The 21,572-nt window shown below is 64.5% G+C and carries 20 protein-coding genes; 14 read left to right on the forward strand and 6 right to left on the reverse strand.

Annotation, left to right across the window (positions count from 1 at the left end; all coding sequences use genetic code 11):
* Positions 1-212: 212 nt before the first annotated feature.
* Positions 213-1,457 (reverse strand): ABC transporter substrate-binding protein, encoded by a 1,245-nt coding sequence (locus G8O24_RS06940; RefSeq protein WP_188097757.1) that lies wholly within the window; start codon positions 1,455-1,457, stop codon positions 213-215.
* Between the two features lie 90 nt (positions 1,458-1,547).
* Positions 1,548-2,363, reverse strand: coding sequence for a putative hydro-lyase (locus tag G8O24_RS06945; RefSeq protein WP_188097759.1), 816 nt, complete (start codon positions 2,361-2,363; stop codon positions 1,548-1,550).
* A gap of 119 nt (positions 2,364-2,482) precedes the next feature.
* On the opposite strand from G8O24_RS06945, the gene G8O24_RS06950 reads away from it, so the two are divergent.
* The 4 genes from G8O24_RS06950 to G8O24_RS06965 are packed head-to-tail and all read left to right on the forward strand — an operon-like array spanning position 2,483 to position 6,692.
* Positions 2,483-3,400 (forward strand): LysR family transcriptional regulator, encoded by a 918-nt coding sequence (locus G8O24_RS06950; protein WP_188097760.1) that lies wholly within the window; start codon positions 2,483-2,485, stop codon positions 3,398-3,400.
* Positions 3,401-3,432: 32 nt separating this feature from the next.
* Positions 3,433-4,683 (forward strand): Zn-dependent hydrolase, encoded by a 1,251-nt coding sequence (locus tag G8O24_RS06955; RefSeq protein ID WP_188097762.1) that lies wholly within the window; start codon positions 3,433-3,435, stop codon positions 4,681-4,683.
* A 12-nt stretch (positions 4,684-4,695) separates the two neighbouring features.
* Entirely contained in the window at positions 4,696-5,607 is a 912-nt protein-coding gene (locus tag G8O24_RS06960) for an NAD(P)-dependent oxidoreductase (RefSeq protein ID WP_188097764.1), read from the forward strand.
* Between the two features lie 11 nt (positions 5,608-5,618).
* Positions 5,619-6,692: a malate/lactate/ureidoglycolate dehydrogenase gene (locus tag G8O24_RS06965; RefSeq protein WP_188097766.1), complete on the forward strand. Its 1,074-nt coding sequence runs from the start codon at positions 5,619-5,621 to the stop codon at positions 6,690-6,692.
* A 181-nt stretch (positions 6,693-6,873) separates the two neighbouring features.
* On the opposite strand, the gene G8O24_RS06970 is transcribed toward G8O24_RS06965, so the two are convergent.
* A complete protein-coding gene (locus G8O24_RS06970; RefSeq protein ID WP_188097768.1) occupies positions 6,874-7,947 on the reverse strand; it encodes a tartrate dehydrogenase in 1,074 nt (357 codons plus the stop codon).
* 155 nt (positions 7,948-8,102) lie between these two features.
* On the opposite strand from G8O24_RS06970, the gene G8O24_RS06975 reads away from it, so the two are divergent.
* Positions 8,103-8,879: an SDR family oxidoreductase gene (locus G8O24_RS06975; protein WP_188097770.1), complete on the forward strand. Its 777-nt coding sequence runs from the start codon at positions 8,103-8,105 to the stop codon at positions 8,877-8,879.
* Between the two features lie 117 nt (positions 8,880-8,996).
* Positions 8,997-10,415 (forward strand): amidase, encoded by a 1,419-nt coding sequence (locus tag G8O24_RS06980; protein ID WP_188097773.1) that lies wholly within the window; start codon positions 8,997-8,999, stop codon positions 10,413-10,415.
* A 383-nt stretch (positions 10,416-10,798) separates the two neighbouring features.
* Here G8O24_RS06980 and G8O24_RS06985 read toward each other — a convergent pair whose 3' ends face one another.
* Positions 10,799-11,908: an amino acid ABC transporter permease gene (locus tag G8O24_RS06985; protein ID WP_188097775.1), complete on the reverse strand. Its 1,110-nt coding sequence runs from the start codon at positions 11,906-11,908 to the stop codon at positions 10,799-10,801.
* Positions 11,905-13,098, reverse strand: coding sequence for an amino acid ABC transporter permease (locus G8O24_RS06990; RefSeq protein ID WP_188097777.1), 1,194 nt, complete (start codon positions 13,096-13,098; stop codon positions 11,905-11,907). The genes G8O24_RS06985 and G8O24_RS06990 overlap by 4 nt, the downstream gene beginning before the upstream one ends.
* Positions 13,099-13,185: 87 nt before the next feature.
* Here G8O24_RS06990 and G8O24_RS06995 point away from each other — a divergent pair, with 87 nt between their 5' ends.
* From G8O24_RS06995 to G8O24_RS07010, 4 genes are all read left to right on the forward strand, one after another.
* The gene (locus tag G8O24_RS06995; protein ID WP_188097779.1) at positions 13,186-14,058 is read left to right on the forward strand and encodes a MurR/RpiR family transcriptional regulator; all 873 of its coding nucleotides are present in this window, start codon (positions 13,186-13,188) and stop codon (positions 14,056-14,058) included.
* Between the two features lie 3 nt (positions 14,059-14,061).
* Complete coding sequence (locus G8O24_RS07000) at positions 14,062-15,411, forward strand: aspartate aminotransferase family protein (RefSeq protein WP_188097781.1); 1,350 nt, start codon at positions 14,062-14,064, stop codon at positions 15,409-15,411.
* A 12-nt stretch (positions 15,412-15,423) separates the two neighbouring features.
* Positions 15,424-16,437: an amino acid ABC transporter substrate-binding protein gene (locus tag G8O24_RS07005; RefSeq protein ID WP_188097783.1), complete on the forward strand. Its 1,014-nt coding sequence runs from the start codon at positions 15,424-15,426 to the stop codon at positions 16,435-16,437.
* A gap of 146 nt (positions 16,438-16,583) precedes the next feature.
* Positions 16,584-17,234, forward strand: a complete 651-nt coding sequence (locus tag G8O24_RS07010; protein ID WP_188097786.1) for an aspartate/glutamate racemase family protein — start codon at positions 16,584-16,586, stop codon at positions 17,232-17,234.
* On the opposite strand, the gene G8O24_RS07015 is transcribed toward G8O24_RS07010, so the two are convergent.
* On the reverse strand, positions 17,231-17,878 hold the full coding sequence (locus G8O24_RS07015; protein ID WP_188097787.1) for a TetR/AcrR family transcriptional regulator: 648 nt from the start codon (positions 17,876-17,878) through the stop codon (positions 17,231-17,233). The genes G8O24_RS07010 and G8O24_RS07015 overlap by 4 nt on opposite strands.
* 155 nt (positions 17,879-18,033) lie before the next feature.
* On the opposite strand from G8O24_RS07015, the gene G8O24_RS07020 reads away from it, so the two are divergent.
* The 4 genes from G8O24_RS07020 to G8O24_RS07035 all read left to right on the forward strand — a co-directional run bounded on the left by G8O24_RS07020 (position 18,034) and on the right by G8O24_RS07035 (position 21,570).
* Entirely contained in the window at positions 18,034-18,243 is a 210-nt protein-coding gene (locus G8O24_RS07020) for a ferredoxin (protein ID WP_148774408.1), read from the forward strand.
* 75 nt (positions 18,244-18,318) lie between these two features.
* Positions 18,319-19,539 carry a cytochrome P450 gene (locus G8O24_RS07025; RefSeq protein ID WP_188097789.1) on the forward strand — a complete coding sequence of 407 codons (1,221 nt, stop codon included), beginning with the start codon at positions 18,319-18,321 and terminating at the stop codon, positions 19,537-19,539.
* 30 nt (positions 19,540-19,569) lie between these two features.
* Complete coding sequence (locus G8O24_RS07030) at positions 19,570-20,892, forward strand: MFS transporter (RefSeq protein ID WP_188097791.1); 1,323 nt, start codon at positions 19,570-19,572, stop codon at positions 20,890-20,892.
* An 18-nt stretch (positions 20,893-20,910) separates the two neighbouring features.
* Positions 20,911-21,570, forward strand: a complete 660-nt coding sequence (locus tag G8O24_RS07035) for a sulfite oxidase-like oxidoreductase (protein ID WP_188097793.1) — start codon at positions 20,911-20,913, stop codon at positions 21,568-21,570.
* Positions 21,571-21,572 lie beyond the last annotated feature (2 nt).

Below are 21,572 nucleotides of genomic sequence, written 5' to 3' on the forward strand. Positions count from 1 at the left end.
CCGAAACATCGTCTCTCGCTCCGTCATTGCGAGCGCACGAACCTTCACGATTACCGCCGTCACCGCGTTCTTGCGCGCCTCGAAGGATGGCCGCAAGCGCACCGCCGACCCATCCTTCGAGGCTTCACCTTGCGATGTTGGGCATCGCAAGGCTCGTACCTCCAGCGACAACCGCTTCGCGGTTGCGCGGGGATGACGGCGGTGGCTGTAGCTTACTTCATCGGCCAGATCGCCTCGGCGATCGCGGCCTGCGGCGGGAAGATGGTGACGAACTTGCCGCCGACATATTGCAGCAGTACCGGGTCGGCGTCGTTGTTCTGGCCCATCTCGTCGAACTTCACGCGCTTCCAAGGCATGATGGTCTGCTCGCCCGGGATGTCGGTCGCGGCCAGCGCGTCGCGGATCTTCTCGCCGTCGGTCGACTTGGCCCGGCTGATGGCGTCGGCGAGGATGATCAGGCCCATGAACTGGCGCGAGGTGAGGTCGTTGAAATCCTTGCCCGAGCGCGCCTTGAACATCTCGTTGATCTTGCCGACCATCGGCCGCTTCTGCGCAAGGTCGAGCGAGAAGGTGCCGCGGGAGATCACGCCTTCGAGCTTGTCGCCGACCGCATCATAGAGCGCCTTCTCGGAGAAACCGGCGTCCTGCGCCACGATCGCGTTCGGCTTGTAGCCGAGCTCGGCCATGGTCTTGACCAGCAGAATACCGTCGGTGGTGTAGCTCGAGGGCATCAGCACGTCGGCATTGGCGGTCTTGAGCTGCTGCACCTCGGCCGAGAGCGAGGGCGAGTTGGCGCGGTACTTGATGTCGGAGACGATCTTGTAACCGCGCTCGCCGGCGATCTTGGCCTGGGCGTTGCCGGAGTCGGTGCCGAAGATGGTGTCCTCGTGGAACAGCGCCAGCGTCTCGATCTTGGTGCCCTTCTTCTTCAGGGCGTCGAAGAAGTCGAACATGGCGGCCGAGTACATTTCGTCATGCGGGGCGGCGCGGAAGTAATATTTGAGGCCACGGCGATGCAGGCTCGGCGAGGAGTTGTCGGCCGAGACGAACGGGATCTGGTAGCGTTCGCAGATCTGGCTGACGGTGACGGCCACCGCGCTCTGATAGGTGCCGATGATGGCGGAGACCTTCTCCTGCGTGATCAGGCGCTCGGCTTCGGCACGCCCCTTCTGCGGATCGGCCTGGTGGTCGGCGAAGACGAGACGCACCTTGGCGCCGCCGAGGCCCGGCAGGCCCTCGCCCTTGGCCAGCGGGAGATCGAAATCGGTGTCCTTGTTGATGACTTCGAGCGCGGTCTCGTAGGCCTTCTGCGCATCGACGCCCTGCTGTGCGCTGCCGCCGGAGAACGGGTAGATCACGCCGATCACGACTTCGGAAGTCTGGGCGCGCGCTGCGAGCGGCACCAGCGCGGCGGTGGCGGTGGCGCCGAGCAGAACATCGCGGCGAGAGATCGTCATGGCAGAGTCCCCTATTGCTAAATTTTGCGCGTATCGAATGAAGCGATTGACGAAGAGCGTAAAGCCTGAAGAAGCAGCAAATGCTGCCCACTAAATCACGGCCATATTCCTGTTCTTCAGATCGGTGACCAACATCAAGCCCGGCGAATGGGTAATTGCGAACGGGACCTTGGCAGCGTTGATGACAGATTGCGGCGTCACGCCGCAGGCCCAGAATACCGGGATCTCGTCATCCGCGACAGGCACGGGGTCGCCATAGTCCGGCTTGGCGATGTCCTTGATGCCGATCAGATGAGGATGGCCGAGATGCACGGGCGCACCGTGCACGGCGGGATACCGCGAGGTGATTTGCACGGCGCGAATCGCGTCCGCCGGCTTGAACGGGCGCATCGAGACCACCATCGGTCCGGCGAACGGCCCAGATGCGCCGCAGGCAATGTTGGTGCGGTACATCGGCACGCGCACGTTCTGCTCGATGTGGCGGATCGGCATGCCCTCCTCGAGCAGCGCCTCCTCGAACGAGAAAGAGCAACCGAGCACGAAGGTCACCAGATCGTCACGCCAGTGGCTCGTCACGTCGGTCGGCTCGTCGACGACTTCGCCGTCGCGCCAGACGCGGTAGCGCGGCACGTCGGTGCGGATGTCGAGATCGGCGCCGAGCGCCGGGATGTGCGGGCTACCGACATCGGACATGCCGATGATCGGACACGGTTTCGGATTGAGTTGGCAGAAGCGGTGAAAGGCGCTGGCGTATTCCGCCGGCAGAATCGCCAGATTGCCCTGGACGTAGCCGGGGGCCACCCCGGCGGTAGAGCCAACTTGGCCCCCGCGATAAGCCAGCCGCGCCTGGCGGCTCGCGAGCGTGTCGGGTGTTTCAGTTTGCTGCGCTGCCACCAAAACAGTCATGCGATCGACCTGCCTATAAACTCGACAAAGACAGCCAACACCAAGCGTGCTATAAAGTCTAATCTTCCTTTCTAATCGATATCGATAAATTTAATTTATCGAGCAGGAAAATCCTTCCAATGCTGGACTTCAGGTCGATCGAAACCTTCCTTTGGGTTGTGAAGCTCGGCAGCTTCCGCGGCGCCGCGGCACGACTCAATACGACCCAGCCGGCGATCTCCCAGCGCATCGCCCAGCTCGAGCGCGAGATGGGCGTCAAACTGCTGAACCGCGATCATCGCGTGGCCTCGCCGACCCCGAGCGGACGGCAGATGATGGTCTATGCCGAGAAGCTGATCGGCCTGCGCGCCGCGATGATGGCCGAGATCGGCGATCGCTCGGCGATGCGCGGCGTGATGCGGCTCGGTGTCGCCGAAACCATCGTGCACACCTGGCTGCCGCGGCTGGTGAAGAGCGTCAACGAGATCTATCCGAACCTGTCGCTGGAGATCGAGGTCGACATCACGCCGAACCTCACCGCGCGACTGCTCGCACAGGAGATCGAACTTGCTTTCGTGGTCGGACCCTTGTCGGCCTCGGGCGTGCACAACCGCACGCTCGCCGACTATCCGATCGGCTTTCTGGCGAGCCCATCGCTCGGGCTCGGTCATGGGCCGGTGACGCCTGCCGATCTCGCGCGGTTTCCGATCATCACCTTCCCGCGCAAGACCAGGCCCTATGAGGTCGTGCGCGAGGTGTTCGATCGGCCGGATCTGCCGCCGATTCGCTTGCATGCCTCCGCATCGCTTGCGACCGTGATTCACATGGCGGTGGAAGGGCTCGGCATCGCCGTCATTCCTGACGCCATCGTCGAGAACGAACTCGCCGACGGCCGGCTGCAATTGCTCGACACCGATCTGGAGATCGCACCGCTGACATTCACGGCAAGCTGGCTCGCCTCGCCTGACGTGATCGCGGTCGAGCGCGTCGCCGAGCTTGCATGTCAGATTGCGCAGAGCAGCCTCGCGGTTGACGCGCCCGCGCTGGCGCGTCATTGAAAAAGCGCCGGACAAGATGAGAGACAGAACGCATGAGCCGAGCCGCGACCAACCTGCAAATCGATTCCGCCCGCCTGTGGGGCTCCATCCACGAGACCGCGCAATTCGGCGGGACGGCCAAGGGCGGTGTGCGGCGGCTGACGCTGAGCAGCGAAGACAAGCAGGTCCGCGACTGGTTCCGAAAAGCCTGTGAGAACGCCGGCCTCGAAGTCCATGTCGATGCGCTCGGCTCGCAGTTCGGCCTGCGCAAGGGCCGCGACATGTCGAAGCTGCCCGTCGGCATCGGCTCGCATCTCGACACCCAGCCGACCGGCGGCAAGTATGACGGCATTCTGGGCACGCTCGGCGCACTCGAAGTGATCCGTACGCTAAACGACGCCGGCATCGAGACCGAAGCGCCGATCTGCATCGTCAACTGGACCAATGAAGAGGGCTCGCGCTTCGCGCCGGCGATGATGGCCTCCGCCGCCTATGTCGGCGATTTCACCACTGACGACATCCTCTCGCGCAAGGATATCGACGGCACGACCGTCGGCCAGGCGCTCGACAGCATCGGTTATCGCGGCGACAAGCCGGTCGGCTTCCAGAAGCTCGGCTGCTTCGTCGAGCTGCACATCGAGCAGGGTCCGATTCTGGAAGCCGAAGGCAAGACCATCGGTGTGGTCGATTCCGGCCAGGGCGTGCTGTGGTACGACGGCAAGATTTCCGGCTTCGAGAGCCATGCAGGATCGACCCCGATGCCGCTGCGGCGGGATGCGCTCGCAACGCTCTCCGAGATCGTTCTCGCGATGGAGGCGATTGCCAAAAAGCACGGGCCGAACGCCGTCGGCACCATCGGTGAGGCGGTGATCGCAAATCCCTCGCGCAACGTCATTCCCGGCGAGATCGCCTTCACCATGGACTGCCGCAGCGCCGACGGCGCGGTCATGGATGCGCTCGATCGCGATCTGCGCACCGCGATTGCCGAGATCGCCGCTCGCCGCAAGGTCGACGTAAAGATCGATCTGGTCTGGCGCAAGCCGCCGACGCATTTCGATCCCAAGCTGATCGCGGCGGTTGAGAACGCCGCGAAGACGCTCGGCTATTCGTCTCGCCGCATCACCTCCGGCGCCGGTCACGACGCCTGCAACCTCAACACGATCATGCCGGCGGCGATGGTGTTCGTGCCCTGCAAGGACGGCATCAGCCATAACGAGCTGGAAGATGCCACGCAGGGCGACTGCGCTGCGGGCACCAACGTGCTGATGCACACCGTACTGGCGATCGCCGGCGTGGCATCCTGATCGGAGACAGACATGCGTGGAGTTTTCGTCGACGCCAACGAGGCGCTCGCCGTCATCATGGAGCGGCTGGAAAAGCCTGGTGATCCCAAGGTGCGGATCCACCGGGATCCGGACATCAAGCCTGAGCAATATCCTGAAATTCTCGATGGCGCCGAGATCGCGATCGTGGACCACACGGCGCTTCCGACCGAGGTCGCGAAGAAGTGCACGGGCCTGAAGCATGTCGTATTCCTCGGCACCGGCGCACGCAGCTACATGAATCCGGAGGAACTGGCCGAGCTCGGCATCTCCGTGCATCTGATCAAGGGCTATGGCGACACCGCGGTGGCGGAATCCGCGATCGCGCTGATGTGGGCCTCGGCCCGCGTCATCGCGATGATGGATCGCGAGATGCGCGCCGGAAACTGGCTGCGCGAGGACGGCATGCAGCTCACCGGCAAGACGCTCGGCTTGATCGGCTTCGGCGGCATCGCCGCCGAGGTCGCGCGCATCGCATCCGGCAGCGGCATGAAGGTGATCGCCTGGAACCGCTCGCCGAAGAGCCATCCGGGCGTCGAATTCACCGATCTCGATACGCTGCTGGCACGGAGCGACGTCGTATCGTTGCACCTGCTGCTCAACGACGAAACGCGCGGCATGATCACGCGCGAGATGATCGCGAAGATGAAGCCGGGTGTCGTCTTCATCAACACCGCCCGCGGCGCCATCGTCGACGAGCAGGCGATGATCGACGCGTTGAAGTCGGGTCACATTCGTCATGCCGGCCTGGATGTCTTCAACATCGAGCCGTTGCCGGCGGACCATCCGCTGACCACGATCCCGAACGTGACGCTGTCGGCGCACTCGGCCTTCCGCACGCCGGAGGCCAGCGAGAACCTGATTGAAGCGGCATGGGTTCATTGCCGCCGGATCGTGAAAGGATAAGAGCAAGAACAATGGCCGACTATCGCACCATCAAGGCAGAACCGCTCACCAACGCCGTCCGCGCCATCGTCAAGGCCGGCGGCTCCTCGGACCGCGAAGCCGAGCTCGTCTCAACCAATCTCGTCGAGGCCAATCTTAGGGGGCATGACTCCCACGGCGTCGGCATGATCCCGCGCTATGTCCAAAGCGTCGTCAACGGCGGCCTCGCCGTGAACGCGCACGTCAAGACCGTGCTCGACACCGGCCCCCTGCTCACCCTCGACGGCCTCACCGGCTACGGCCAGGTGATCGGCCATGAAGCGATGGAGCTGGCGGCGGAGCGCGCCAAGCAGAACGGCGTATGTCTCGTCGGCCTGTCCAACGCGCATCACATCGGCCGCATCGGCCACTGGGCCGAGCAGTGCATCGGCCACGGGCTGGTCTCGATCCACTTCGTCAACGTGATCTCGCGTCCGATCGTGGCGCCCTGGGGCGGCAGCGATGCGCGTCACGGCACCAATCCGTTCTGCGTCGGCATCCCGCGCCGGGGCAAGGAGCCGATCGTGCTCGACTTCGCCACCAGCAGGATCGCGCAAGGCAAGACCCGCGTCGCCCACAACAAGGGCGTCGAGCTCGAGCCCGGCACCATCATCGACAATGAAGGCAATCCAACGGTCAACCCGCGCTACACCGTGATCCCGCCCTACGGCGCCATCCTGCCGTTCGGCGAGCACAAGGGTTCGGGCCTGGCGCTCGTCTGCGAAATTCTCGGCGGCGCACTCTCCGGCGGGCAGGTGGTCAAGGGCCCGTCCGACGGCAAGTACAACGTCCTCAACGGCATGCTTTCGATCGTCATCGATCCGGACAAGCTCGGCACCGGCGAGAATCTCGCGCGCGAAGTCGAAAGTTTCGTCGCCTGGCACACCAGCTCGCCGCCCGCGCCCGGCGTCGACAAGGTCAAGATCGCCGGCGAGCCCGAGCGTGAGACCAAGAAGAAGCGCCTGGCCGAGGGCATTCCGGTCGATCCGACCACCTGGCAGGAAATCCTGGAGGCCGGCAAGAAGTTCGGGCTGGATCCGGCGGCGATCGAGAAGATCGCGGGGTAGCTGCGACCGAACCTTATGTTCAATAGTAGGGTGGGTTAGTCGTGCGGATGCGCGAAGCGCATCTGCGCGGCGTAACCCACCACTGTTCGTATCCGCGGAAACAGAAGAGGTGGGTTACGCCCAGCGGACCACGCTTCGCGCGGCCGCAGGGCTAACCCACCCTACGCAGTGTCCCCTCGCCTCAATCCACCATATCCGCAACGGCCTTGCCACAAGCCGTGGTGTCGGCGTTGCCACCAAGATCCTTCGTCCGCAGCGTACGCTCGGCGAGCGTGCGCTCGATCGCCTCGACGATCGACTGGCCGGCGTCCTTCTCGCCGAGATGTTCGAGCATCATCGCGCCCGACCAGATCATGCCGATCGGGTTGGCGATGCCCTGCCCCGCGATATCGGGCGCCGAGCCGTGCACCGGCTCGAACACCGACGGGAAATTGCCTTCGGGGTTGATGTTGCCCGACGGCGCGATGCCGATGGTGCCGGTGCAGGCCGGGCCGAGATCGGAGAGGATGTCGCCGAACAGATTCGAGCCGACCACGACGTCGAACCAATCGGGATGCAGCACGAAGTTCGCGGTGAGAATGTCGATGTGGTACTTGTCCCACCTCACGCCCGGGAATGTCTTGGCCATCGCCTCCACGCGCTCGTCCCAATAGGGCATGGTGATGGAGATGCCGTTCGACTTCGTCGCCGAGGTCAGATGCTTCTTCGGCCGCGACTGCGCGAGCTCGAAAGCGAACTTCAGAATGCGGTCGACGCCGGTGCGGGTCATCACCGTCTGCTGCGTCACGAATTCGCGATCGGTGTCCGGGAACATACGGCCGCCGACCGAGGAATATTCACCTTCGGTGTTCTCGCGCACCACCCAGAAGTCGATGTCGCCGGGCTTGCGGCCCGCCAGCGGCGACGGCACGCCGGGCATCAGCCGAACCGGGCGGAGATTGACATACTGGTCGAACTCGCGGCGGAACTTGATCAGCGAGCCCCACAGCGAGACGTGATCCGGAATTTTCGCCGGCCAGCCGACCGCGCCGAAATAGATCGCATCGTGCTTGCCGATCTTGTCCTTCCAGTCATCGGGCATCATCTGGCCGTGCTTCTCGTAATAGTCCCAGGACGAGAAGTCGAAATGATCGAAATGCAGCGACACGCCGTGCTTCTTGGCGGCTGCCTCCAAAACACGCTGGCCCTCCGGCATGACCTCCTTGCCGATGCCATCGCCGGGGATGACCGCGATCCGGTATTGTTTCTTGCTCATCGAGAACGTCCTTGGTTGGTCCGGCAGTCGCCGCCTTTCGATCGCATTGCAATGGACCAAAGTCAGCGGCAGTGCAACGCTGCACTGCAATGTTGACCATGGCGCGACCGAGCGCCTACTGATTTCATCCTGTCCCCATCCTGCGAGTAACTCCCATGGATCTGCATCTGCGTGGCAAGCGTGTCCTGATCACGGGCGCGTCCAAGGGCATCGGCGCAGCCGCTGCCGAAGCATTCGCCGAGGAAGGCGCGCATCTCCTGCTCGCCGCCCGCAGCGGCGACCAGCTCAAGGCGCTGGCCGATCGCCTGCGTTCGGCGCACCAGATCGACGCAGCGACAAGCGTCGTGGATTTGCGCAAGCCCGAGGACCTGGCCCGGCTCGCCAGGGAAGCCGCCGACATCGACGTGCTCGTCAACAATGCCGGTGACATCCCCGGCGGCTCCATCGACAAGATCGACGAAGCGGCTTGGCGGCACGCGTGGGACTTGAAGGTGTTCGGCTATATCAACCTGACGCGGCAGATCTACGCGCAGATGAAGGCCAAAGGCGGCGGCGTCATCGTCAACGACATCGGGGCTGCCGGCGAGAAGTTCGACGCCAATTACATCTGCGGCAGCGCCGGCAATGCCGCGTTGATGGCCTTCACCCGCGCGCTCGGGGGAAAAAGTCTCGCCGACAACATCCGCGTGGTCGGCATCAATCCCGGCCCCGTCGGCACCGACCGTCACGTCACGCTGCTGAAGACGCGGGCCAAGCACCAGTTCGGCGACGAGAACCGCTACAAGGAATTCCAGAAAGGCCTGCCGCTCGGCCGTCCCGCGCATGCGCGCGAGATCGGCGACCTCATGGCATTCCTGGCGTCGGATCGTGCCGGCTATACGTCCGGCGTGATCTATACGGTGGACGGCGGCATCAGCGCCGGGTGGGGTTAGTTCTCTCAACGTCTTTGCGAGCGCAGCGAAACAATCCAGGAATGCAGCCGCGGGTAGCAGTCCGGATTGCTTCGCTGCGCTCGCAATGACGAATCAAGACGCACAGGAGTAAAATAATTGTCTCAAGACCTGATCCGCGAAACCGCCTGCACCGTCGTCGACATCTTGCGCTCCGGCGACGTCTCTCCGCTCGAGCTGCTGGATGTGGTGGAGAAGCGCGTCAAGGAGGTCGACGGCAAGGTCAATGCGCTGCCGACGCTGTGCTTCGATCGCGCGCGGACGCACGCGAAGGCGCTGATGCGGAAGCCGGCCGGCGCGCGCGGGCTGCTCGCCGGCCTGCCGGTGCCGATCAAGGACCTCACCGATGTCGCGGGCGTGCTGAATACCCAGGGCTCTCCGATCTTCAAGGATAACATTCCAGCGACGTCCGACCTCATGGTCGAGAACCTCGAGGCCAATGGCGCGGTCGTCTACGCCAAGTCCAACACGCCGGAATTCGGCGCCGGCGCCAACACCTTCAACGAAGTGTTCGGCGCGACGCTCAATCCCTGGGATACATCCAAGTCGGCGGCCGGCTCCTCCGGCGGCGCCGCTGTCGCGCTGGCCACCGGCATGGCCTGGCTCGCGCAGGGCTCCGACATGGGCGGCTCCTTGCGCAGCCCCGCGGCCTTCTGCGGCGTCGTCGGCATGCGCCCAAGCATCGGCCGCGTCGCCCATACCCCCAAGTCGGGCATCGATCGCAATCTCGGCGTGGTCGGGCCGATGGCCCGCAATGTCGAGGACCTCGCGCTGCTGCTCGACGCCATGAGCGGCGACTACGCCGACGATCCGCTGTCGCTACCGGCGCCGACAGTCTCTTTCCTGTCAGCGGCCCAGTCCGGCAGGAAGCCGAAGCGCATCGCCTATTCGCCGGATCTCGGCATCACCCCCATTGATCCCGAGGTCAAGGCGATCACCCGCAAGGCCGCCGAGCGTTTTGCGGAGGCCGGCGTCATTGTCGAAGAAGCGCATCCGGACTGGCGCGAGGCGCATGAATGTTTCCATGTGCTGCGCGCCTTCGACTTCGCGATCACCAAGGCCAATCTGCTGCGCACCAAGCGCGACCTGCTCAAGCCCGAGGTGATCTGGAACATCGAAGAGGGCCTCAAACTGACGGTCGATCAGCTCGCCCGCGCCGAAGCCCAGCGCGTCGGCATGACCGCGCGCGCGATCGCGTTCTTCAAGACCTATGATCTGTTGCTGACACCGACCACGATCGTCCCGCCGTTCCCGATCGAGCACCGCTATGTCGCCGAATGCGCCGGCAAGAGGTTCGAGAACTACGTCGAATGGCTCGGCATCGTCTACGCCATCACGCTGGCCTGCTGCCCGTCGCTGTCGCTGCCCTGCGGCTTCACCGCCTCAGGCCTGCCGGTCGGCGTGCAGGTCGTCGGCGCGCCGCGCGCCGACGCGCAGGTGATCGCCGGCGCCAAGGTGCTGGAGGATATTCTGGGTCTGCGCGGCAACACACCGATCGATCCCAGGGTGAAGGCGTAAGGCAGCAGGCCGCACCGGCGGGGACTTGCCCGCCCCCCGCCGTGCGCGGGTCAGGTCCTAGTCGTTCGCTTTCGGTCCGCCGTGATATTGATGCGCGCCGGCCTCCTCCATCGGAGCAAAGGCGAAAGAGTTCCGATGCGTTTCCGATAGCTGCATCGCACCCGCGGAAGCGGCGTGCCGGTAATTCATGGCATCCTGGGCAGATGCCGCGGAGCAAAGTGCGACCAGCATCGCCGACGCGATGAGAACAGACTTGATCATGATGTGACGTGCCTCTTATTGAGTGCCACCAGCAATATGCAGGTGGGCTTCGCAACGTGGGATTCCCAGTCAAAATCCGGACACGCGCTAGAAGTGCGGCATAAGCATTTCGTGATCGAAGGTCACCTCGAGGCCGTATGCGCCTCCAGGCTACGACTGTAACGCGACATCGCGAAGCAAAACACAAAGTAGATCGCGGCAACGAAGATATAGACCTCGACCGAAAACTGCTGCCAGGCCGGATCGATGATCGCGGTCTTGGCGGTCGTCAGCAGGTCGAAGATGCCGATGATCAGCACGAGGCTGGTGTCCTTGAAGAACGCGATGAAGGTGTTCACCAGCGGCGGGATGACGTGGCGGATCGCCTGCGGCAGGACGACGAGGCGGTGCTTGCGCCAGTAGGACAGCCCCAGCGCATCGGCAGCCTCATACTGCCCGCGCGGCACGGCCTGCAGACCGCCGCGGATCACCTCGGCAAGATAGGCGCCCGCAAACAGAATGATCGCGATCTGCGCCCGCAACAGTTTGTCGATGTTGAATCCGCTGGGCATGAACAGCGGGAACATCACGCTCGCCATGAACAGCAGGCTCACCAGCGGCACGCCGCGGATCAACTCGACATAGAGCACGGAGAGCAGGCGGATCGCCGGCAGTTTTGAGCGCCGGCCAAGCGCGACGAGGATGCCGAGCGGGAAGCCGAATGCCAATCCGAACGTTGCCAGGATCAGCGTCACCGGCAGGCCACCCCAGCGGTCCTGCGAGACGAAGGACAGCCCGAACACGCCGCCCCACATCAGCACGCTGATCAGCGCGAGTACGCCGATCCAAAGGAAGGCGAGTTCGCGCCGCCAAAATGCGCGGCGGGTGGAGAGATAGAACAGCGTGATGAAGAGCAGGACGGACAGCGCAGGCCGCCATTGCTCGTCGAACGGATAGGTCCCGAACAGGATGAAGCGGTACTTCTCCGGAATGATGGCCCAGCAGGCGCCTACGCCGCGCACCGCCTTGCAGGCACTGGAATCGCCCGCCGGCGTCAGCCAGACCGCATTGGCGATCCCCCACTGCACGAAGCTGATCACACCTTTTGCCAGCACGGCAAGCAGCGCAGCCGTCAGAATGCAATTGGGAATCGACGAGAACAGATTGGTGCGAAGCCAGCGCAATGCCGGATTGCCGATCTGCGGGCGCCGGGCGGCGCGCGGCAGGTCCGGCATGTCGGCGATAACAGTCATGCTCGGCGCTCCGCCAGCGCGATGCGCGCATTGTACCAGTTCATGAAGAGGCTGATGGAAAGGCTGATGGTGAGGAAGACCGCCATGATCAGCGAGATCACCTCGATCGCCTGCCCGGTCTGGTTCAGCGTGGTGTTGGCGACAGAGACCAAGTCCTGGTAGCCGATCGCCACCGCGAGCGAGGAGTTCTTGGTCAGATTCAGGTATTGGCTCGTCATCGGCGGCACGATCACGCGTAACGCCTGCGGTAGGATGATCTGCCGCAGCATGAAGCTGCGGCGCAGGCCGAGCGCGCTGGCGGCATCCCACTGCCCGCGCGGCACTGACTGGATGCCGCTGCGCACGATCTCGGCGATGAAGGCCGAAGTATAGGAGACGAGCGCAATCAGCAGCGCAAAATATTCCGGCGCGAGCGTCAGCCCGCCGACGAAGTTGAAGCCGCGCAGTTGCGGCCATTCGATCGTCCAGGACGCGCCGAGCAGCAGTGACACGACGACCGGCAGCACGACAACGAGCCCGAGCGCAAAGGGCCACGCCGCTCGCGGCTTGCCGTCCCGCATCTGCTGCGCGACCAGCCATCGCCGAATGGCATAGGACGCCGCGCAGCCCAGCACGGCCGTGCCGAGCACCGAGAGTTGCGGCGGCCCGAACGGGATCGCCGGCAGGATCAGGCCGCGATTGGAGAGGAACACGCCCTCGACCGGCCGCCACGCCGCGCGCGCGGCCGGCAGCCCCTGCATCAGCACGTACCAGAACAGCAGTTGCAGCAGCAGCGGGATGTCACGCAGGACTTCGACATAGAGCGCGGCGAGCCGCGACAACAGCCAGTTCGCCGACAGCCTGGAGATGCCGATCAACGTCCCCAGAATGGTCGCAAGCACGATGCCGATCACCGCGACGCGCAGGGTGTTGGCGATGCCGACGACGAAGGCCCAGAGGTAGCTGTTTCTCGGATGATACGCGAGCAGGCTGTCGGCAATCGGCATGCCGGCCTCGCGGCCGAGAAAGGCAAAGCCGGTGGCGATGCGGCGGGCGGAGAGGTTGGTGACGGTGTTGGACCAGAGAAAGACGATGACGGCGAGCGCAATGCCGACCACCAGCACCTGCCAGAACAGGCCCTTCAACTCATTCGGGCCGAGCGCGCCGAACGAGCTGCGGCGCGGCGGCGGCCTGGGATGATCTGAGGTCACAGCGCAAAAACCCTTCCCGACGACAGCGATTTCCGGCGGCGCGCATCAATTGTTGCACCGAATTCTGATTCGTGCAACAAATGTTTCATGGTCGTGTCAGCGAAATCCTCGCCCTTGAGCGAACTCCGCATTGCGTTGCCATCGCTTCCCCTGCGCTTGCAGGAGGTCGGACGTTTCGTTGCGGCCAATGATTACGACGCCACCACCCGCTCCATGCGCGATCTCGCCGCCGAAGCTGGCGCCGATCCCGCCGCATTCACGCGCCTTGCGAAAGCGATCGGCTATTCCGGCTGGGACGCCTTGCGTGCCGCGCTGACCGAGGCACGGCGGCCATCGCCGGCATCCCCCTTCTCCGGCCGCGCCAGGAGCCGCCGCGAAGGTCCGAATGCCGATGTCGCACTCATCACCGACAAGCTCGAAGCCGAGGCCGCCGGCCTGCCGCGCATTTCCGCCCACGCGATCGCGGACGCGGCACGCGCCCTGCACGACGCCAAACGGATCTGGATTGCGGGTTATCGCAGCTGCCGCAGCGTCGCGGAACTCCTGAACTATGAGCTGCGGCTATTCCGTCCCGAACAGGTTCAGCTTGTCGGCGTGTCCGGCCCGGAAGATCTCGATCTCGGGGCTTTCCGCCCCGGCGAAGCCGTCATCGTCATCGGCTTCATGCCCTATACCAATGCCAGCGTCCGCGTGGCGCAGGCCGCCTATGGCGCCGGCGCCACGCTGATCGCCGTTGCGGACAGTATTGCCGCGCCCATGGCCGAGGGCGCAGACCATGTCCTGCTGTTCGAAGCGGCCTCCTCGCCCGGCTTCTTTCCGAGCCTCACCGGCGCGCTGGCGATCGCGCAATCGCTGGCCGCGGTGACGTTCTCGCTCGGCGGCACGGCCGCAAAGAAGCGCCTGGAAGAGACCGAGGCGCGGCTCGCCGCCGCCTCCACCTACGTTGCAGAGAAAGGTTAGCCCATGAGCCCCCGCACCAGCCGCGTGCTGCATCGCTCGCTGCGTGAGACACCGCCAAAGGCGATCGGCGGCGAAGGCGTCTATCTCATCGCCGAGGACGGGCGGCGCGTGATCGACGCGTCCGGCGGCGCCGCGGTGTCCTGCCTCGGCCATCAGCATCCCCGCGTCATCGCGGCGATCGCCAAACAAGCCTCGACGCTGGCCTATGCCCACACCGCCTTCTTCTCGTCCGAACCGGCCGAGGCGCTCGCGGAGACGCTGGTCGGGCACGAGCCGGGCGGCCTTGCCTACGCCTATTTCGTCAGCGGCGGATCGGAGGCGATCGAGGCCAGCATCAAGCTTGCGCGGCAGTACTTCATCGAGCGCGGCGAGCCGCAGCGGCAGCATTTCATCGCGCGACGTCAGAGCTATCACGGCAACACGCTCGGCGCCCTCGCTGCCGGCGGCAATGCCTGGCGCCGCGCCCCCTATGCGCCGTTACTCTCGACCGCATTCAGCCATGTGACGCCGGCCTTCGCCTATCACGAGAAGCACGATGGTGAATCCGACGCGCAATTCGTGGCGCGCCTGGCGGCCGAGCTCGAAGCCGAGTTTCAGCGCCTCGGGCCCGACACTGTCGCCGCGTTCCTGGCCGAACCCGTGGTTGGCGCAACGGCCGGCGCGGTGACTGCGCCGGACGGCTACTTCAGGGCCGTACGCGAGATCTGCGACCGGCACGGCGCCCTTCTCATCCTCGACGAGGTCATGTGCGGCATGGGCCGGACCGGCACGACGCATGCCTGGGAACAGGAAGGCATCGCGCCTGACATCCAGGCCATCGCCAAGGGGCTCGGCGGCGGCTATCAGCCGATCGGGGCCATGCTCGCGAGCGGCAAGATCATCGACACCATCCGTTCCGGCTCGGGCGCGTTCCAGCACGGCCACACTTATCTCGCGCATCCCCTCGCCTGCGCGGCGGCGCTCGCGGTGCAGGACGTGATCCGCGAGGGCAATCTGCTCGAGCAAGTGAAGCAGCGCGGCAGGCAGCTCGAGCAGCGGCTCACCGAGCGCTTCGGCAATCACCGCCATGTCGGTGATATCAGGGGACGCGGCCTGTTCTGGGCCATCGAGCTCGTCGCCGATCGCGCCACCCGCACCCCGTTCGATCCGGCGCTCAAGCTGCACCACAAGATCAAGGCGGAAGCGTTCGCCAATGGCCTCGGCTGCTACCCCGGCGGCGGCACCGTGGACGGCGTCCGCGGCGACCATGTGCTGCTGGCGCCGCCCTATATCGCGTCCGCTGATGAGATCGATCAGATCGTCGACAAGCTCGGCGGAGCCGTCGACAACGTGTTGCGTAGTGTCAATCACTGAGGGGAGAGGTGCATGATGAGGAAAGTGATTATCGCGGCGAGCGTGCTCGCGGCATCGGCGACGGTCGCCCAAGCGGCGACGCTCGACACGGTGAAGAGCCGCGGCACGCTGGTCTGCGGCGTCAGCGCCGGCTTTGCCGGTTTCTCGGCGCCGGACTCGCAGGGCAACTACAAGGGCCTCGACGTCGATTACTGTCGTGCGCTTGCAGCCGGCGTGTTGGGTGATCCCAGCAAGGTGCGCTATGTTTCGCTGACCGCGCAGAACCGCTTCACCGCGTTGCAATCCGGCGAGATCGACGTGCTTTACCGCAACTCGACGCAAACCTACTTGCGCGGCGTAACGCTCGGCCTGCGCCAGGGTCCGATCAATTTCTACGACGGCCAGGGCTTTGTCGTGAAGAAGGATCTCGGCGTCAAGGACATCGGGGACCTCAAGGGCGCGACCGTCTGCGTCGCGCAGGGCACCACCCACGAAGTGACGCTCGGCGATTACGGCCGTGCCAATGGCATCGACTGGAAGCCGCTGGTGTTCGATCGCGTCGACACCATGTACCAGACCTTCTTCGGCGGCCGCTGCGACGCCATGACACAGGACGCCTCGGCGCTCGCCGGTGCCGTCACGACCGCAGCGCCCAACCCGGCCGACTACGTCGTGCTGCCGCAGACCATCAGCAAGGAGCCGCTCGGGCCCTTCACCCGCAACGGCGATGAGGTCTGGAGCGACATCATCACCTGGTTGCACTACGGCCTGGTCGAAGCCGAAGAGCTCGGCGTGACCCAGGCCAATGTCGACGAAATGACGAAGTCGCAGACGCCCGCGATCCAGCGCCTTCTGGGCGCCTCCGGCGATCTCGGCTCGCGGCTCGGCCTCGACAACAAATGGCTGGTCACCGCAATCAAGGCCACCGGCAATTACGGCGAGATCTACGAGCGCAATGTCGGCAAGGCGAGCCCGCTCAAGCTCGAGCGTGGCCTCAACGGCCTCTGGAGCAAGGGCGGCTTGATGTACGCGGTGCCGTTCAAGTAAACAGCTCTCATGTCCCGGACGCGCTGCGGCGTGCAACGCCGCTGCGCAGAGCCGGGACCCAGCAGCTACAATGGGCCCCGGCTCTGCAGCGCAATACTTCGCATTGCGCTGCGTCCGGGGCACCAGGCCCGAGTAACCACATTTCAATGACGACATCTCCTCGCATCGCCCTGATCCACGCCCTCAAGCATTCCATCGCCCCGATCGAGGCAGCGTTCGCGACGGCGTGGCCGCAGGCGCGGCTGATGAACCTGCTCGACGACAGCCTGTCGGCGGATCTGGCGCGCGACGGCGCGCTCAACGATGCCATGACCGATCGCTTCCTCGCGCTCGGCGATTATGCGGCCGCAACTGGAGCGACCGCGATCCTGTTCACCTGCTCGGCCTTCGGCCCCTGCATCGAGGCCGTCGCGCGGGCACATGTGCCGATGCCGGTGCTGAAGCCCAACGAGGCCATGATCGAGCGGGCGGTGACGATGGGCAAGCGTATCGGCCTGCTCTCGACATTTCCTCCGACGCTGGTCTCGATGCCACCGGAGTTTCCGGCCTCCGTTCAGATCGTGCCGAAACTTGCCGAGGGCGCGCTGGCGGCACTCGACCGCGGCGACCGCACCACGCATGACCGGCTGATCGTCGAAGCGTCGAAAGATCTGCGCGATTGCGACGTCGTTGCCCTGGCCCAGTTCAGCATCGCCTCGACCGCGCCGCTGGTCGCGGCAGCCACCGGGCGGCCCGTCGTCACCACGCCGGACAGTGCGGTCGAGAAGCTGATGAGGCTGCTGAAAGCCAAGGCTTAAGCGCCTGCCCTCTTGCGACGCTGAGCGTCCTTGATCGCAACGGCGAGCGCGGCCTTCGTTTCGCTCACAAAGTCCTCGACCAACTCCTCGCGCGTCGCGTGCGCCGCCTCGCCGGTGAGAAGACCCTGCTCGGCCAGCATCACGACGCCGTGCAGCGCGGCCCAGATCTTGAGCGCCTGCCGCTCGCGCAAATAACCGACCGCAGGCGCTTCCAGCGCCTCGATCACGAGATCGAACGTCTCGCGCGTGGCCTCGTGCAGTTCGCTGCCCTTGGCCGCACAGGAGACGGTGCGGGACGCAAACATCAGGCGATAGATGCCGTTGCGCCGCAGTCCGAAATCGAGCGTCGCCTGCGCCAGCCGCGACAATTTCGATTGCTTCGACGGTTTCGCCATCGCCTCCCGCAGCATGACGGTGAACTGCCGAAATGCCTCCGCCGTCACCGCGGCCAGCAACGCCTCGCGGTCGGCGAAATGGCGGTAGGGCGCCGGCTGAGAGACGCCGAGCTGCTTGGCCAGCGCCTTGATGCTGATCGCCTCGGCCCCGCCCTGCTCCGCCTCGCGCAACGCGGCCTTGACCAGGGCGTCGCGAAGATCGCCATGGTGGTACGTGTTCTCGGGCTTGCGAGCGAGTTGTGAGCGCATGTTACCACCGAGCCTATAAGTTTGCGCTTGACAGGGGAAGCCCGCCGCGAATGTAATAGGCTATAACTTAAAGCTCGCGGCGAATGCTGCGGATAAAATTCATGTGGGGACGCGTGCCGCCTTTCCGGCCCGCGCATACGACCGAGGAAGCTGCCATGGCAGAGCGATTGAGAGTTCACGTCGATCCCGACAAATGCCAAGGCCACGCGCGCTGCAAGGCCCTGGCACCGGAACTGTTCGAGCTCGACGAATACGGCAACGCTCACGAGGCCGGCGACGGCACGGTTCCGCCGGGCCTCGAAGACAAGGCCTGGCTTGCCAAATCCAATTGCCCGGAAATCGCGATCGACGTGATCGAGGAGTAGCGCGTCTCTGCCTCGCATGCCCTACGTGCCTTCAGCGAAAACGAGACCCAAGGATATTCAAGGGATTTTCCTGCCATGTCCGACGTCAGCCAGCCTGCCGCCCATCCGCCCGTGAGCGACTGGGTCAACGATTTCGACCACACCGATCCGCAATGGACGGAAGATCCGTTTCCGATCTGGGATGAACTGCGCGCCGCGAGCCCGGTCGTCCATACCGACCGATTTCTCGGCTGCTACATGCCGACGACCTATGAAGCGGTGCGCGAGATCGCCAACGACACCGAGCATTTTTCGTCGCGCCGCATCATCGTGCGCGACGTCCGGCCCGAGATCGCCAGGAACGCGGCCCCTCCAATCACCTCCGATCCGCCGGTGCACAAGCCGGCCAAGCAGTTGCTGCTGCCGCCCTTCACGCCTGATGCGATGAAGAAGCTGGAGCCGCGGATGCGCGCGATCTGCAACGAGCTGATCGATGGCTTCATCGCCGACGGCAAGGTCGACGCCGCTGCGCGCTACAGCAAATACATCCCGGTTCAAGCGATCGCGCACATGCTCGGCATTCCCGAGAGCGACAGCGATCTCTTCATCAACTGGATCCACATGATCCTGGAGCTCGGCATCAAGGACGAGAGCAAGGTGCTCCAAGCCGTGCAGGAGATGAGCGCCTATTTCATGGGCCATATCGAGGCGCGCCGGTCGAAGCCGACCGGCGACCTCATTTCCTATCTGATGAATGCCAAGGACAAGGAAGGACAGCCGCTGGAGGAGTCGCATGTCCTGGGCTCGCTGCGTCTGCTTCTGATCGCCGGCATCGACACCACCTGGAGCGCGATCGGTTCCTCGCTCTGGCATCTCGCCCGGACCCCGGCCGACCGCGAACGCCTGATCGCCGAACCCGAATTGATGCCGACCGCCGTGGAGGAGTTGCTCCGCGCCTATTCGCCGGTGACGATGGCGCGCGAAGTGGTCAAGGAGACCACGGTCTCGGGCTGCCCGGTCAAAGCGGGGAACATGGTGCTGTTGTCCTTCCCGGCCGCCAATCGGGACCCGAAGATGTTTCCGGACGCTGACAAGGTCGTGATCGATCGCCGCGAGAACCGGCATGCCGCCTTCGGCCTCGGCATCCACCGCTGCGTCGGTTCCAACCTGGCGCGGATGGAAATGCAGGTTGCGCTGGAGGAATGGCTGAAGCGAATTCCAGACTTCCGGCTCGATCCGGCAGGCACCGTGACCTGGTCGCAGGGTACGGTGAGAGGCCCCCGCCAGTTGCCATTTCTGCTTGGAAAGGCGATGTAGGCCTTTCCAAGACCCAAGGAGAGGCCGGACGTGACAGAGCAAGCAACCCGACCGGCCTCCGAGCACTTCGACATCGCCGACGCCGAGCGGCGGATCAAGGCAATCTTCATCGGCTCCGTCGGCAACCTCGTCGAGTGGTACGATTTCTACGCCTATACGGCCTTCGCCCTCTATTTCGCGCCCGCCTTTTTCCCCGGCAACGACCCTGTGGTGCAGCAGTTGAACGCCGCCGTGGTGTTCGCCGCGACCTTTCTGATGCGCCCCCTCGGCGGCTGGTTCTTCGGTTATCTCGCGGACCATTTCGGCCGCCGCATCTCGCTGACGCTGTCGGTCGTGTTCATGTGCTTCGGCTCGCTGATCATCGCGCTGACGCCGACCTATGCCACGATCGGCTTTGCCGCGCCGGTGATCCTCGCGCTCGCCCGCGTGATCGAGGGCCTGAGCCTGGGTGGCGAATACGGCGCCAGCGCGACTTACCTGAGCGAGGTCGCCGATCCCAGGCATCGCGGCTTCTATTCCAGCTTCCAGTATGTCACGCTGATCGGCGGCCAGCTCACCGCGATCATCGTGCTGCTGCTCCTGCAGAAGGTCTTCCTGACGCCCGACGAGCTCAAGGCCTGGGGCTGGCGGATTCCGTTCGCGATCGGCGCGGCGCTCGCGATCTTTGCGGCGGTGATGCGGCGCAATCTGCACGAGACAGAAGCATTCGAGGAAGCCAAGAAGGTGGTGAAGCCATCAGGCTCGATCACCAATCTCCTACGCTATCCGCGCGAACTGCTGCTGGTGGTCGGCCTCACGGCGGGCGGCACAGCGGCTTTCTACACCTTCACCACCTACATGCAGACCTTCGTCAAGCTCTCGGTGGGCCTGACCGAGGATCAGACCACCTTCGTGATCTTCGGCACGCTCATCTTCGCAACCATCCTGCAGCCGATCTACGGCGCGATTTCCGACAAGATCGGCCGCAAGCCGCTATTGATTTTCTTCGGCGTCGCCGGCACGCTCGCAACCGTGCCGCTGCTGATGACGCTGAAGGAAACCACGTCGCCGTTCATGGCCTTCGTTCTAATCTGCTGCGCCTGGCTGTTCGTCGCCGGCTATACGTCGATCAACGCGGTGGTGAAGGCCGAGCTGTTCCCGACCAATGTCCGCGCACTCGGCGTCGGCCTGCCCTACGCCATCACCGTCTCGATCTTCGGCGGCACCGCGCCGGCCATCGCGCTCTATTTCAAGTCCATCGGGCACGAGAACTGGTTCTATTATTATCTCGCCGGAATCATCTGCCTGTCGCTGATCATCTATTCCACCATGCGCGACACCAAGCACGCTTCCGCAATGCATCGCCACGAGTAGTCCAGTTGCGAGGAGATCATGGCCGACGAAACACCATCCGACAGCAAGCTGACACGGACCAAGGAGAAATGGGCCCGCGAGGGCCGTTTTCTCACCGGCAAGATCGCGCGTCCGGACGACCAGCGTCTGCCGCCCGGCCAGCATCTCACCAAGGACTGGCCCGTGCTCGATCTCGGCGTATTGCCACCAGTGTCGCGCGAGCGTTGGCGGCTGGACGTCTACGGCGCCATCGAGAAGCCGGTGTTCTGGACGTTTGCAGAGTTCGCCGCGCAGAAGCAGGACAAATTCATCTCCGATATCCATTGCGTGACGACCTGGTCGCGTTACGACAATGAATGGGAAGGGCTCGCAACGCGCGAGCTGCTCGCGGCCTGCCAGCCGCGCGACGATGCGCGTTTCGTCGTGCTGCACTCCTATGACGGCTACACCACCAACCTCGCGCTGGAAGACTTTGCCGCCGAGGACGCCCTGCTCGCCCATAGCTGGTCGGGTCAGCCACTGACCGAGGAGCACGGCGGCCCGGTGCGGCTGGTCGTACCGCACCTGTATTTCTGGAAGAGCGCCAAATGGCTCCAGGCCGTCGAATTCGTGAGCGAGGACGCGCCGGGTTTCTGGGAAGTTCGCGGCTATCATAACCGCGGCGATCCCTGGAAAGAGCAGCGCTACTCGGACGACTAGGA

The organism is Bradyrhizobium campsiandrae, assembly GCF_014529705.1.
Lineage (GTDB): Bacteria > Pseudomonadota > Alphaproteobacteria > Rhizobiales > Xanthobacteraceae > Bradyrhizobium > Bradyrhizobium campsiandrae.